Below are 14,846 nucleotides of genomic sequence, written 5' to 3' on the forward strand. Positions count from 1 at the left end.
GAAAGTTTTTGGGAGGTTATGATGGCAGAAGACGGCTGGAACGGAAACGGCTCGAGCGGCACGCTCTTCACCAATGTGCGCGTGCTCGATGCGACCGGTGAGTATCCCTACACGGGTGAAGTGCTGGTGCAGGGCAACCGGATCAAGCAGATCACCAAGGGTTCGTCGCGGTTTGGCTCGTCTTCGTCGCCATCATATGGCGGCGGTGCGACGGTCATTGATGGCATGGGCGCGACGCTGATGCCCGGCATGATTGATGCGCATCTGCACCTATCCTGGAACAATGCGCCCGGCATCGACCCGATCCAGATGATGGAGATCGAGGAGCATATGCTGGTCACCATGGAAATGGCCAAGCTGGTTCTGGACGCGGGGTTTACGGCCGGCCGAGGTGCTGCGGCAGCCAAGCCCAGGCTGGACGTCGTGTGCAAGAAGTTCATCAATCAGGGCCGGTTCCCCGGGCCGCGTTACCTCGCGGCGGGACCGGAGATCACCACGGTGGGCGGCCTTGGCGATTCATCGCCGTCGCATATCCCGCATGAGGGTCTCAACCTTGGCATCGTCGTCTCAGGCCCGGAAGAAATTCGGCGCACCGTGCGCCAGCTGATTAAGTATGGCGTGGACTCGATCAAGCTCAACCTGTCCGGTGAGAGCATCACCGGCATGGGCGCCGAAGAGACACCAATGTCCGAAGAAGAGGTTGCCATGGCTGCCTCGGAGGCACGATGCCGTAACAAGGTCCTGTCGGCCCATGCCCGCTCGTCCGGATCGGTCAAGCAGTGCATCCGCCACGGCATCCAGAACATCTACCATGCCTCTTTCGCCGACGAAGAGGCGCTCGACATGCTCGAAGCTGCCAAGGACAAGCACTTCGTAGCGCCCGGCATTGCCTGGCTCATCAACACCGCTCGCCATGCCGAGCAATGGGGCATCAAGCCGGGCTCGCCGCTTTCGCTCGAATATGAGCGTGAGCTCGAAATGTGCATCGACACGATGAAAAAGATGCACCGTCGCGGTATCCGCGTCTGCATTGGCGGCGACTACGGTTTTGCATGGACGCCGCAAGGCACCAACGCCAAGGACATCCAGACTTTTGTCGAGATGCTTGGCTACTCGCCAATGGAAGCGATACAGGCCGGAACCAAGTTCGGTGGCCAGATCATGGGCATGGGCGACGAACTCGGTCTGATCAAGGAAGGCTATCTCGCCGACCTGCTGCTGATCGACGGTGACCCGATCTCTGACGTGCGCATCCTGCAGGACAAGAACCGTATCCTCGCCATCATGAAAGATGGCAAATTCCACAAGGCGCCGCGCATCAACGAGCAGCGCCGGCGGCTGACCGCATGAGCATCCTGGACCGGCCATCCCCATCCGGAATTTCCGGCGGTGGCGTGACGCGCCGGCAAGCATGGGGCCTTTTCTGGCTCCTGATTGCCGCGGTCGTCGCCTGGCTGGTTTTCGCGCCCTGGCCGGATTGGTTGAATGCAGTCCTGATCTCGAAGAAAGCCTTCGTCAGCGCGGTGCTCAATGGCATTACCCTGGCAGGTCTCTATTTCCTGGTTGCCAGCGGCTTCACGTTGATCTTCGGCCTCATGCGCAACGTCAATCTGGCGCATGGCTCGCTCTACCTGCTAGGGGCCTATATCGGCTATGAAGTGGCAAGCCGCACCGGCTACTGGTTGCTGGGGGTAGCCGCCGGCTTCATCGTGCTAGCCGCGATCGGCGTCGTCATGCAGGTCGTTGTGTTCCGCCGCCTTGAGGGCGACGATCTCAGGCAAACCCTGGTCAGCATCGGCATTTCCATTGTCGCAGCTGACCTGATGCTTGCCGTCTGGGCAGGCGGCACTTACCAGATCGCCGTGCCGGAATGGCTGGATGGTGCAGTGACCTTGCCTATCATAACGGCAGTCCGATCCAATGGTGTATCGGTCTTTCTGACATATCCTTTCTATAGGATTGCCGTGTTGGCCGCAGCCGTCGTTATTGGCATCGGCCTGTGGCTGATGCTGAACAAGACCCGCGTGGGCATGATGATCCGCGCCGGCGTCGACGACCGCGCAATGCTCTCAGCGTCCGGCGTCAACGTGCATGCTGTCTTTGCCATCGTCTTTGCGGTAGGTGCTGGACTTGCCGGCTTTGCTGGAGTCGTCGGTGGATCGGCGCTGTCCGTCGCTCCGGGTGAAGACATTCGCTATCTTTTGGCCTCGCTCGTCGTCGTCATCGTCGGTGGGATGGGCTCGATCTCAGGCGCTGCCATTGGTGCGCTTCTCATTGGTCTGGCCGAGCAGCTCGGTCTCGTTTATTTCCCAACCTACGGCGTCGTGCTGACCTTCATCATCATGGTCGTGACACTTGCGATCCGGCCGCAAGGCATCATGGGCAAATCACGATGACCATGAGCGTCCATTCCATGCCTGCCGCAAGCCAGCCAACTTGGGTAGACAAGATTGGCGCCGGACATATCCTGCTCGGCATCGCGCTGGTTCTGTATCCGATGGTGGCGACGGATTTCTTCCTGACGCAGATCGGCGGCTACTCCTTGATCTTTGGCATGCTCGGCCTGTCGTTGATGATGCTCGCCGGCTACGGCGGCATGGTCAGCCTGGCTCAGATCACCGTCGCGGGCATCGCGGCCTATTGCATCGCGATCTTCGGCGACAACAACAGCCACCTTCTTGGCTTTGGCTGGCCCTGGTGGATCGCGGCTCCGGTTGCGATCCTGATCGCGGCGATCGCCTCGTCCTTGATCGGGTGGATATCGGTCCGCACCGAAGGCATCTACACCATCATGATCACGCTGGCGATTGCCACCGCCACCTTCTACTTCGCGCAGCAGAACTACGCGATCTTCAATGGCCATTCGGGCTATGCCGGCATTCGCGCGCCAGCCTTCTGGGGGGTGAACTGGCGCGATCCAAAGGCATTTTACTACCTGTGCCTTGGGTTCTCGGTGCTTGCCTATGCCGCGATCCTCTACGGCTCCAGGTCAACGTTTGGGCTGACCCTGCAGGCGATCCGCGACAATCCGCGCCGGATGCGCGCTCTGGGCTTCAACGTCACCGCGCACAAGGTGTTCGCCTGGTTTCTGGCCGGCATCATAGGTGGCTTGGCCGGTGTGCTCCTGGTCTGGTTCAACGGCCGCGTATCGCCCGGCACCATCGGTGTCGACGCTGCAATCGATGTTCTGATCATCGCTGTCATTGGCGGCCTGCGGCATCCGATCGGGCCGTTCCTTGGCGCCCTCGTCGTCGTTCTGATGCAGACGTTCGCGATCGATCTCGTCGGGGCCGAGCGTTTCAACACGCTGATCGGCCTCGTCTTCCTGGTGATCGTTTTCATTTCACCAGACGGAATTCTTGGGTTGTGGGCAAAGTTCAAGCCCAACTTTTCTCAGGAGTCCTTGCGCCCCGGCCTGTGACGGCCGGGCGGAATGAACTGCACAACTCTGTCAATCAAGGGAGGAAATAATGAGGATGCACAGACGCACATTACTGGCTTTGGCATTGGCGAGCGGACTGACCGCTCCGTCCTTGGCTCTCGCCGCTGACGACACCATCAAGATCGGCCTGCTCGCAACGTTCGAAGGACCCTTCACGGTGCTTGGCGAAGACAGCGAGCGAGGCGCAATGACTGCCGTGGAAGAGGTTGCCGGCACCGTGGCCGGCAAAAAGATCGAGATCATCAAGGGGTCGTCCGACGCGTCGCCCGACAGTGCGGTGCGCGCGGCCCGCAAGCTGGTCGAACAGGATGGCGTCAAGGTTCTGATCGGTCCGCTTTCTGGTGACGAAGGCCTGGCCGTCAAGGACTATGCCAAGACCCAGCCGACGGTCACGTTCCTGAATGGCGCATCCGCTGCCCAGGACACGACTTTCCGGGATCCTGCCCCGAATTTCTTCCGCTTTGGAACCGATGGCGCGCAATGGATGGCAGGCCTCGGCTCTTACGCTTTCAAGGACAAGGGCTACAAGACTGTGGCGACCGTCGCGGAGGACTACTCCTTCCCCTACACGCAGGTGTTCGGCTTTATGGCTGAATTCTGCAAGGCAGGCGGACACGTGCCATCGAAATCCTGGGTGCCGATCGGTAACAAGGATTTCTCCTCGGTCATCGCTGCCATCCCCGACAATGTCGACGCAATCTATGTGGCACTCGGCGGTGCAGATGCCGTGAACTTCCTGACTCAATACCAACAGTCCGGCGGTGCAGCCCCGCTAATCGGAGGCTCGATCACTGTCGATCAGACGGTGCTCACGGCCAAGGGCAAGCTGCGTGACGTGCTCGTTGGAACGCCTTCGGCCGGTCCGACGGCCGATACGAATGACACCCCCTCCTGGACCAAGTTTGTCGAGGCTTACAAAAAGCAGCCAGGTGCATTCCCGTCGCCGTCGCTGTTTGCCCATGCCTACTACATCAACATGAAAGCCGCGCTGCTTGGCCTCGACAAGGTCGGTGGCGATGTGTCCGATGGTGGTGCGAAGCTTCGCGAAACCCTTTCGTCGCTGTCTTTTGAGACGCCGACGGGCAAGGTTTCGCTCGACAAGAACCGCAATGCGATTGCCGACATCTTCCTGACGGAAGTGACTGAAAACGCAGACGGGACGCTGTTGAACAAGCTGATCAAGGTGGTTCCGCAGGTAAACCAGACACTCGGCATTGCTGAAGCGGACTTCACGGCGCTGGGCGCAGTGAGCCGCGACAATCCGAGCTGCCCGTAATCGGTCGAACGCAGGAGCGCGCACCAGTGGCCGAGAATGACATGGCTTCCCGTCTGCAAGGAACCGGTGCTTACGCTCTGGAACTGGACGGCGTCGCGCGTCACTTCGGTGCTCTGGTGGCGCTTTCCGGCATCAATATGAGGATCGCGGCCGGCGAACGGCGCGCGGTCCTCGGCTCAAACGGCGCCGGCAAGACCACGCTTTTCAATGCGGTGACCGGCGACTTCTTGCCGACCGCCGGACGCATCCGTTTCTTCGGCGAAGATATAACCGACCTTCCCCCACATGAACGCATCAGGCGTGGCTTGCGGCGGACCTATCAGATTTCACAGCTATTCAAGGGTCTCTCGGTCCTCGATTCGATCTTCCTTGCGTGTCGGGGCGTATCGCGCCGGAGGTTCTCGTTACTTCGGCCCGGTAACAGCGACGTCAACAGGGTTCAAGCAGAGTCAATTCTCCACGCGGTGCACCTGGACAGCGATCGCGATGTCTTGGTGGCGACGCTAAGCCATGGTCAGCAAAGACAGCTGGAGATCGCGCTGGCGCTTGCAGGGGCGCCGCGATTCATATTGTTCGATGAGCCCGCCGCGGGCTTGTCTCCGACCGAGCGCCGCGATCTGGTCGCGATCCTCAACGGCCTACCCAAACACATCGGCTATGTGATTATCGAGCACGATCTCGACGTGGCGCTTCGGGTCTCCGAATACGTCTCGATGATGCACAATGGCCGCCTGTTCAAGGAAGGCACACCCCAGGAGATCGAAGCCGATCCTGAGGTCCAGGAAATCTACCTTGGAGGCAAGCATGGCTGAGCGCGCCGCTTCCTCAGGCAAGGCGGTTCTCAAGATCGAGGACCTCCAGGTCTACTATGGCCAGAGCCACGCGCTGCAGGGCGTGGCACTGACTCTAGAAACCGGCGTGTTGTCGGTCGTCGGCCGCAATGGCATGGGCAAGACGACCCTGTGCAACACCATCACTGGCCTGAAGCGCGCACAATCCGGTTCCATCCGGGTCAACGGTCGAGAGATATCCTCGCTCGAGCCGCACGAGATCCACCGCCTTGGCGTCGGCTACGTCCCCCAAGGCAGGCGAGTCTGGCCAAGCCTGTCCGTGGACGAGCACTTGCGGATGTCGTCGAAACGTGACGCCAGTTGGACGGTCGAGCGTGTATACCAGACCTTTCCACGCCTGGCGGAACGCAAAAGCAATGGCGGCTCTCAACTGTCGGGTGGCGAACAGCAGATGCTGGCCATTTCGCGTGCGCTGCTGAGCGACCCCAAACTGCTGGTCATGGACGAGCCAACCGAAGGGCTGGCGCCGGTCATTGTCGAACAGGTCGAGCGCATGCTTGTCAGCCTGGCGGAAGAAGGCGAGATGGCGATCCTCGTCATCGAACAGAATATTGGTGTTGCAACGGCCGTGTCGGACCGCGTCGCGATCATGGTCAACGGGCGCATCAACCGGGTCATGGAAGCCTCGGCGCTTGCTGCCGATCGCGACTTGCAGCAACGCCTGCTCGGCGTTGGCCGCCACTCCGATGAACCTGCTGTTACTCCAGCCGCAATTGCCGAAGCGCAAGAGCAACTGGCGGAGGTCTACCGCATTGATCGGGCAGGCACACGCACAGAGCCGGCGGTTCAGAATGGGGTCTATCGTCCGGTCACCGAGCTGCCAAACCGGTGGAACGTGCCGGTTGCAGCCATGCGGCAAGCGGCAGTCGAAAAACACAATCCTCAAGACGAACTGAAAAAGGTCTTCGCTATCCCCTTCGCCGAGCGGATCGGCCGCACCGTTCTTGTCGCCGGAACGTTCGACACGAAGGCGAAGGAATTGCGGTTCGTGGCCGACCGTCTGAAATCGCTGGGGATCCCCGTTCGCACAGTCGACCTCTCGACCTCGGGAAAGCCGTCGAGCGCGGACGTTCCCGCTATGCAGGTCGCAGGCATGCATGCGCGAGGATCATCCGCTGTGTTTTCGAACGACCGCGGCGGCTCGGTCGCCGCAATGGCCGAGGCCTTTGCTCGCTGGATCGAACGCGAGCCACATCTCGGCGGTGTGATTTCAGCCGGCGGCTCAGGTGGAACGACAATGGCCACCGCCGGTATGCGCGTCCTGCCGGTGGGTGTCCCCAAACTGATGGTATCCACCGTGGCAGCCGGCGACGTCGGCAAGTATGTCGGTGGCGCCGATATCATGATGTTCCACTCGGTCGCGGATGTTCAGGGCCTTAACTCGATCACTGAGGCCGTCCTAGGCAACGCTGCTCACGCTATGGCGGGTATGGTCGCGCAGCTGCCTTCCGGCGAAGTCTGGGAAGCCAAGCGAAAGCTGGCACGTCCTTCTGTCGGCATCACCATGTTTGGCGTCACCACGCCCGCTGTGCAGGCCGTAACCAAACGGTTGGAAGCGGATTATGACTGCCTGGTTTTCCACGCTACCGGCATCGGTGGCCGGGCCATGGAGAACCTCGCCGACTCCCGAATGCTGTCGGCTTTCATCGACCTGACAACGACGGAAGTCGCCGACATGGTGGTCGGTGGCGTGTTCCCGGCAAGCGATGATCGCTTCGGAGCGGCGATACGCACTGGCTTGCCCTATGTCGGGTCCACCGGCGCGCTGGACATGGTCAATTTTGGCCCGCGCGACAGTGTGCCGGAAAAATTCAAAAGCCGAAAGTTCGTTGTGCACAATCCCAATGTCACCCTGATGCGCACCACCAGGGATGAAAACCGGCAGTTTGGCGAATGGATCGGCACGCGGCTGAATGCCATGAATGGGCCTGTGCGCTTTCTTCTGCCTGAAGGCGGCATCTCGATGCTCGATGCACCTGGGCAACCATTCCACGATCCGGAAGCCGACAATGCGCTTTTCGAGGCGATCGAGAAAACCGTGCGCCAGACCTCACTGCGTGTGGTTCAGCGGGTCCGATCCAACATCAACGATGCGCCATTCATCGATGCGGTGATCACTGCATTCCATGCAATCGCACCGAAACTGCAGAGGCGCGCATGACCCGATCTGCAGTTCCACAGCTTCACGAAAATCAAGCCGGTCGGCTTCGGTCGATCGCATCCTGTTTGGGAGGGTAGAAAAATGGCCGCGCAGACTTTTGGCACGTTCCTTTTATGGTTGATCGTTGCAGCGATCATCGTTGTGATTGCTGTCTATATCCTGCGATGGCTGTATCGCCGCTCCACCAAGGAAACAGCGTTCGTCCGAACGGGTTTCATGGGCGAGAAGGTGGTCGTCAATGGCGGCGCTTTCGTCATACCGGTCCTCCACGAAATCACGCCCGTCAACATGAACGTGTTGCGTATCGAGGTGCGCCGCGAAGACGCTCACGCGTTGATCACCAAGAACCGGATGCGCGTCGATCTGATAGCCGAGTTTTTCGTTCGGGTTGGAGCAAGTCGCGAACTGGTCGCCGCCGCCGCGCAGACACTTGGTCGTCGCACGTTGGAGCCTGAAAGCCTGCGCGAATTACTCGAGGGTAAATTTGCCGGCGCTATGCGCACGATCGCTGCCCAGATGACGTTAGAGGAAATGCACGAGTTGCGCGGCGACTACGCGGCCAAGGTCCGCACCCTCGCCTCTGAATCGCTTGCTGCTAACGGTCTCGAACTTGAGAGTGTTGCCATCGTCGATCTCGACCAGACCAGCCTGGAGTATTTCGACCCGTCCAACGCGTTCGATGCCGAGGGTCTGACGCAACTGACGGAATCCATCGAAACTCGCCGCCGCATGCGCAACGAGATTGAACAGCGCACCCTCGTCGATATCCGCAACCAGAACCTCGATACGCAGCGCAAGGTCTTGGAGATCGACCGCGACACCGAATATGCCCGGCTCGAACAGGAACGCGAGGTCGAAATCCGTCGTGCCTCGCAGCGTTCTGAGCTGGCCATCGAGCGCGCGCTCCGCGACCAGGAGTCCGAACAAGCGCAGCTGTCCTCGCGCGAAGCCGTCGAGAAATCTCGGCTGAACCAGGAAAGGAACATTACGGAAGAGCGCATCAAGAGCGAAGAGGACACGCAACGCCGCGAGATCGCCCGCCGCCGATCCCTCGATGAAACTGAGATGAAAATGCGCGAACTGACAGAGCGCGAACAGATCGCTCTGGAACTGTCGCTGGAAAAGGCCCGCATCGAGCGCGAAGGCGCGCAGAGCGGACTGGAGATCGAGCGCAAAAAGGTGCTCGAGATCGCGGAGCTTGAGCGTCAGATCGCGTTGGCGGAGAAGGCGCTGGAAGTCACGAAGGCAGAGGCTGAAAAGCGCCGCGCCGAGATTGTTGAGAACCAGGCCACTGAAACCGCGCGCATCGCGCAGGAGCGCGCCATTGACGAGGTGAGGATTGCTCGCGAGCGCCACCTTGAAGCGTTGCAGATCGCCAAGCGCCAGGCGTTCGAGGAAGCCGAGATTTCTGCCGGCGAAGAGGTGGAGCGTGCCCGCATCACTACAGAGCGTGGCATTGAGGAAGCCCGCCTAATCAAGGACCGCGACATGCGCCAGTTGGGCGTCGATCGTGATCAGAAGATCGAAATCGCCGAGATTCAGAAGGCAATCGACATCGCCAAGAAGACCCAGGAACGCTCGTCCGCGATTGCAGCCTCGGAAGCCGTTCGTGCAAAGGCCATTCAGGCCGAGGAACAGGCCTTCACCGCCCGCGAGCGCGAGATTGCCGAGCGTCGCAAGCTGACCGACCTTATCGGTGCCGCCCGGGAAGCCGAGCGCGATGCCCTGCGCATCACCTCGGCTGCTGACGCTGAGATGAAAGCGGCAAAGAGCCTGGCGGAAGCACAGAAGATCGCTGCTGTCGCTTCGGCGGAAGCGGAGAAGATCCATGCCCTGGCCGCAGCCCAGCGCTACGAGGTCGACGCCGCCGGTCACCGGCAGCTCAACGAGGCCGAGAACCTGCTTTCGGACGAGGCTCGCGCCGGGCGCCTCCGCGGCAAATTGCTGGACCACATGGAAGGCATCATCCGCGAGAGTGTCAAACCGATGGAGAAGATCGAAGGCATCAAAATCCTGCATGTCGACGGGATCAACGGTGGCCAAGGCGGCAGCCGCAACGTCACCGACGAGGTCATCGATTCAGCGCTGCGTTACAGGGTGCAGGCGCCAATGATCGACAATCTGATGAAGGAGATCGGCATCGAGGGCGGATCGCTTGGCCGCATGACCGATGTTTTGCGAGACGCCAAGGACATAGCCAGCCTCAGCCGCGACAAGAAAGGCAAAGCAAAGAGCGGCAAGGAAACCGACGATGACGATCGCGACCAGTGAAGCCGTAGGGTCACCCGATGCCGAAGATCTATGTGTCGTCGACGATCAATGCGCCAGCTGTGGACGTTTGGAAACTTGTCCGAAACTTCAATGGCTTGCCGAGCTGGACACCGTTCGTCGCGGAGAGCCGCATCGAACAGAACGCGCATCCGGACCAGATCGGCTGCATACGCAATTTCATGCTGAAGGACGGTGGCCGGATCCGGGAGAAACTGCTGGCTCTGTCTGACTACGACCTCTCCTACAGCTATGCGATGCTGGAGAGCCCGATGGGGGTAGAGAACTACATAGCCACGCTCTCCCTGACCCCTGTGACCGATGGCAACATGACGTTCGCCGAATGGCGGGCCGAGTTCGACTGTGCACCCGAGCGGGAAAGCGCATTGGTGCAGCAGATCGGCACAGGCGTATTCCAGAGCGCCTTCACGGCGCTCAAACAGCGCTTCGCGCGCTGACATCGACGAATGGTCAAGGTTTGCCAGAGCACGATCATCAACGCGCCTGTAGAGGACGTCTGGTCTGTTCTGCGCGATTTCAATGGGCATGAGCGCTGGCATCCGGCGATCTCCTTCAGCGAGATTGAGAGCGGCGACCCGGCCGATGCGATCGGCGCGGTTCGCCATTTCCGTCTCACCGATGGGAGCGAACTGCGCGAACAACTCCTGGCCTTATCCGACAAAGACCGGCGGCTGAGCTATTGTCTGTTGGAGGCGCCGTTGCCCTTGATGGGGTATGTCGCGTCGATCCGGCTGAAGCCGGTAACAGACGGCAACGCTACCTTCTGGGAATGGTCCTCGGAGTTCCATCCGCCCGCGCATCGCCGTGATGAACTGGTCAAGCTGGTCACCGAAGGCATCTACCAATCCGGTTTTGAGGCCGTTCGCCGGCTCTTGACCGGAAGGCCTATTGGCGAACCAAACAAGGCCAGGTCACAGCAACCGGCGGCGGAGTTGATCCCCAAAAGGCGCGAGCGGGAGCTGCCTAGAGGCGACGACCAGGGCACACGGACCAAGGCAATCCTTGTCGAGCGCCACGGAGGCCCCGAGGTTCTGCAGCTTGCGGAGATCGGCCTGGCGCCGCCATCGCGTGGCGAGATCCAGGTCCGTCACACGTTCATTGGTGTCAACTATATCGACGTCTATTGCAGGACCGGCTATTTCGACCTCCTGCAGCCGCCAGGCGTTCCGGGCATGGAAGCCGCCGGCGTCATCGCAGCGGTCGGCCCGGAGGTTTCGGGCTTTTCAGTCGGCGACCGGATTGCCTATGCATGTCCGCCGGTCGGCGCTTACTGCGAACGACGCAACATGGCACCGGACCTTTTGGTTCAACTTTCGGACGACATTTCAGACCTAACGGCTGCGGCGGGTCTTTTGAAAGGCATTACTGCGAGCTTCCTGCTGAACGACGTTTATCCTGTGAAACCCGGGTCAGTTGTGCTCATCCATGCGGCAGCAGGCGGCGTCGGCCAGTTGCTGGTGCAATGGGCACGTCATCTCGGCGCGACGGTGATCGCCACTGTCTCGAGCGATGACAAATCCCGGATCGCGGAACGGCTCGGCGCCCATCACGTCATCGTCTACTCCAGAGAGAATTTCGCAGAGGCCGTCATGCATCTGACCGGCGGCAAGGGCGCGGATGTGGCCTATGACGCCGTCGGCAATGACACGTTTGGCGGGTCGCTGGCGGCTTTGGGCGTTCGTGGCCATCTCGTCAGTTTTGGCCAAGCTTCAGGACCTGTGGGGAATTGGGACATTGGCAGGTTCTCTTCGAAGTCGATCACCATTTCCCGCCCGAACTACGCTCACTACACGGACAGTCCTGAGAAGCTGGGGCCTCACGTAAACCGGTTTTTCGCCGCTTTGCGCCAAGGTGTGATCAAGATCGGCGCGCCCAGGCAATATGATCTGGCGCGGGCTGCCGACGCTCATCGCGACCTCGAGGCTAGGAGGACAACCGGGGCACTTGTGCTGAGGGTGTGATAGTACTGCTCCCGGTGCCTTCTGCAGGCGCTCTCAAGGTCCGCTTTTGACGAACGTCGAATTGGGCTTTGACGACCGATATGAGGCGCATTGCTGCCAGACGGCAGAAGGATAAATGCGGTCAGCGAGTAGCTGGATCGGCTTCTTGAATTTGGGCGAACCGCTTCGTAACCCATTGACAAATAACGATTATGTTAGTCGCCGAGGGAGGCTGTCTATTCAACAAAATCAATCAGTTAGCGGGTGGTTCGCCAAACCATATCCTTCGTATGTTCTCGTTTGGTCTGGCGAACCGGGTAAGAGCCCCAAATGACACCCAACCTCTGATTCCTAATCTGGAGGTCACAGGTTCCTCAGACATATCTGTTGACGATGTTTTCCAGCAATTCCTGGCGGCCGGACTTTGGCTGCGGCTCGATCTTCTTCTTGACCACGCGTTCGGCGATCTCTTCCAGCGTCCGCTTGCCGGCGAGCATTGCCTTGGCCTCGGCGGAGTTCCAGCCGGCGTAGCGCTCGGCCAGCGGACCCGACAGCGCCTTGTCCTCGACCATGCGTGCAGCCGCCTTCAGCCCGCGTGCGCAAGCATCCATGCCACCGATATGGCCGATCAGCAGATCCTGCGGATCGAGCGACTGACGGCGCAGCTTGGCGTCGAAATTGGTGCCGCCGGTCTTGAAGCCGCCGGCCTGCAGGACCTGATAGTAGGCCAGCGCCATCTCCGGCACATTGTTGGGGAACTGGTCGGTGTCCCAGCCCGACTGGTAGTCGTTGCGGTTCATGTCGATGGAACCGAACACGCCGAGCGCATTGGCCAGCGCCAGCTCGTGCTCGAAGGAATGGCCGGCCAGGATCGCGTGTCCCTGCTCGATGTTGAGTTTTACTTCCTTCTCCAGCCCGAAGCGCTTGAGGAAGCCGTAGACGGTCGCGACATCGTAGTCGTACTGGTGCTTGGTCGGCTCCTGCGGCTTCGGCTCGATCAGGATGGTGCCCTTGAAACCGATCTTGTGCTTGTAGTCGACGACCAGGCTGAGGAAGCGTCCGGCCTGCTCCTGCTCGCGGCCAAGGTCGGTGTTGAGCAGCGTCTCATAGCCTTCGCGCCCGCCCCACAGCACATAGTTCTCGCCCTTCAGCCGCTTGGTGACGTCGATGCAGCTTTTCACCGTCGCCGCCGCATAGGCGAAGACATCCGGATCGGGATTGGTGGCGGCGCCCGACATGAAGCGGCGGTTGGAGAACAGGTTCGCCGTGCCCCAGAGCAGCTTGACGCCGGTCTTTTTCATCTTGTCCGCGAAATAGTCGGCGATCTCGTCGAGGCGCGCAGCACTTTCGGAGAAGTCGCGACCCTCCGGCCGCACATCGGCATCGTGGAAGCAGAAATAGGGCGCGCCGAGCAGCGAGAACATCTCGAAGGCAACGTCGGCCTTGAGCTTGGCCAGTTCCATCGTGTCGACGCCGCCAGCCTTGGGAAACCAGGGACGGTCGAAGGTCTGGCCGCCAAAGGGGTCGCCGCCCGGCCAGGCAAAGGAATGCCAGTAGGCGACGGCGAAGCGCAGATGGTCTTCCAGCCGCTTGCCGGCCACCACCTCGTCGGGATTGTAGAACCGGTAGGCCAGCGGATTGGTCGAATCCGGCCCCTCGTACTTGATTGTTTTGATGTCGCCGAAGAAATCGGTGGTCATTGGGAAACTCCTCTAATGGCGCGAGATAGCGAACGGTAGCGCCCTTCGGAAAGGGCGGATCATCCTAGCGCCAGTTGCAGTTTCTGCATTGCGGGACAAAACTTGAATATTGTTCGACCAGCAATCCTTGATCCAGCAGTGGGTCAGTTTACAGCTGAAATTCTCCGGCCGTTCTCATCGAAGCGATGCAGGTGCAGCCGGTCAGGTGTCATGCGCAGCGTCTCTTCCTTGAGGCCATGGTGCCCGGCGAGGCGTATGATGATTTCACCGGCATCGGATTCCACATAGGCGATCGTCTCGTTACCGAGATGCTCTGCGAAACGCAGCCTGCCCGTCCAGATGCCATTCGCATTGTCTATGGCGATATGCTCTGGACGCACGCCGATCGTGGCGGCGCCTTCGGCTTTTGCGCTCTCTCCCGATATCAGGTTCATGCGCGGGGACCCGATGAAGGTGGCGACAAACAAGGTGTTCGGCGCGTCGTAGAGTTCCATTGGCGACCCGACCTGCTCGATACGCCCGGCGTTCATCACGACGATCTGGTCGGCCAGTGTCATAGCCTCAACCTGGTCGTGGGTGACATAGATCATCGTCGCATTAAGTCTTTTGTGGAGGTCGGCTAGTTCGACGCGCATTTGGGTACGCAGTGCCGCGTCGAGATTGGAAAGCGGTTCATCGAACAGGAAAACCTCCGGGTTTCGGACGATCGAGCGCCCGATGGCGACGCGCTGGCGCTGGCCGCCGGAGAGTGCCGCCGGCTTGCGTTGCAGCAGAGGCTTGAGGTGCAGCACTTCAGCAGCCGCCGCGACGCGCGCTTCACGTTCCGCCTGAGGAACCTTGGCGAGCCGCAAACCGAAGTCGATGTTCTGCTCCACCGTCATGTGTGGAAACAGCGCATAGGATTGGAAGACCATCGAGATACCACGCTTTGACGGCTCCTCATGGGTGACGTCCCGGTTGCCGATGGCGATCGATCCCTTCGTCGGGCTTTCCAACCCGGCGACCATCCGAAGAAGTGTGGACTTGCCACAACCGGACGGACCGACCAGCACGGTGAAAGAGCCGTGAGGAATGGAGAGCGTCAGATTGGGTATGGTCTCGACAGCTCCAAAGGTCTTGTTGATGCTCGATAGTTCGACGTTGGCCATGAATTCCTCCCTAGGTTTCTTGGTGTCCGACAGAAACGG

Annotated in this window: 11 protein-coding genes; 9 read left to right on the forward strand and 2 right to left on the reverse strand. The window is 60.3% G+C overall.

The features are described 5' to 3' along the window. Positions 1–21: 21 nt before the first annotated feature. The 9 genes from AC1D2G_RS15495 to AC1D2G_RS15535 all read left to right on the forward strand — a co-directional run bounded on the left by AC1D2G_RS15495 (position 22) and on the right by AC1D2G_RS15535 (position 11,980). Entirely contained in the window at positions 22–1,350 is a 1,329-nt protein-coding gene (locus AC1D2G_RS15495) for a metal-dependent hydrolase family protein (protein WP_477415015.1), read from the forward strand. Beyond that, entirely contained in the window at positions 1,347–2,396 is a 1,050-nt protein-coding gene (locus tag AC1D2G_RS15500) for a branched-chain amino acid ABC transporter permease (RefSeq protein WP_477415017.1), read from the forward strand. The genes AC1D2G_RS15495 and AC1D2G_RS15500 overlap by 4 nt, the downstream gene beginning before the upstream one ends. After that, positions 2,393–3,421 (forward strand): branched-chain amino acid ABC transporter permease, encoded by a 1,029-nt coding sequence (locus tag AC1D2G_RS15505; protein WP_477415019.1) that lies wholly within the window; start codon positions 2,393–2,395, stop codon positions 3,419–3,421. Before AC1D2G_RS15500 ends, AC1D2G_RS15505 begins: the two co-directional genes overlap by 4 nt. 55 nt (positions 3,422–3,476) lie before the next feature. Further along, on the forward strand, positions 3,477–4,718 hold the full coding sequence (locus AC1D2G_RS15510; RefSeq protein ID WP_477415156.1) for an ABC transporter substrate-binding protein: 1,242 nt from the start codon (positions 3,477–3,479) through the stop codon (positions 4,716–4,718). A gap of 41 nt (positions 4,719–4,759) precedes the next feature. Further along, entirely contained in the window at positions 4,760–5,530 is a 771-nt protein-coding gene (locus tag AC1D2G_RS15515; protein ID WP_477415158.1) for an ABC transporter ATP-binding protein, read from the forward strand. Then, on the forward strand, positions 5,523–7,730 hold the full coding sequence (locus AC1D2G_RS15520; RefSeq protein ID WP_477415021.1) for a Tm-1-like ATP-binding domain-containing protein: 2,208 nt from the start codon (positions 5,523–5,525) through the stop codon (positions 7,728–7,730). Before AC1D2G_RS15515 ends, AC1D2G_RS15520 begins: the two co-directional genes overlap by 8 nt. 81 nt (positions 7,731–7,811) lie before the next feature. Further along, a complete protein-coding gene (locus AC1D2G_RS15525) occupies positions 7,812–10,001 on the forward strand; it encodes a flotillin domain-containing protein (protein ID WP_477415023.1) in 2,190 nt (729 codons plus the stop codon). A gap of 17 nt (positions 10,002–10,018) precedes the next feature. Continuing rightward, positions 10,019–10,456, forward strand: coding sequence for an SRPBCC family protein (locus AC1D2G_RS15530; protein ID WP_477224617.1), 438 nt, complete (start codon positions 10,019–10,021; stop codon positions 10,454–10,456). A gap of 9 nt (positions 10,457–10,465) precedes the next feature. After that, positions 10,466–11,980, forward strand: a complete 1,515-nt coding sequence (locus tag AC1D2G_RS15535) for an SRPBCC family protein (protein ID WP_477415024.1) — start codon at positions 10,466–10,468, stop codon at positions 11,978–11,980. Positions 11,981–12,333: 353 nt separating this feature from the next. Here AC1D2G_RS15535 and xylA read toward each other — a convergent pair whose 3' ends face one another. Further along, positions 12,334–13,659, reverse strand: coding sequence for a xylose isomerase (gene xylA / locus AC1D2G_RS15540; protein ID WP_477415026.1), 1,326 nt, complete (start codon positions 13,657–13,659; stop codon positions 12,334–12,336). Between the two features lie 143 nt (positions 13,660–13,802). Then, positions 13,803–14,807, reverse strand: coding sequence for an ABC transporter ATP-binding protein (locus AC1D2G_RS15545; RefSeq protein WP_477415028.1), 1,005 nt, complete (start codon positions 14,805–14,807; stop codon positions 13,803–13,805). Positions 14,808–14,846: the final 39 nt, after the last annotated feature.

The organism is Mesorhizobium sp. P2_C7 (assembly GCF_056404515.1).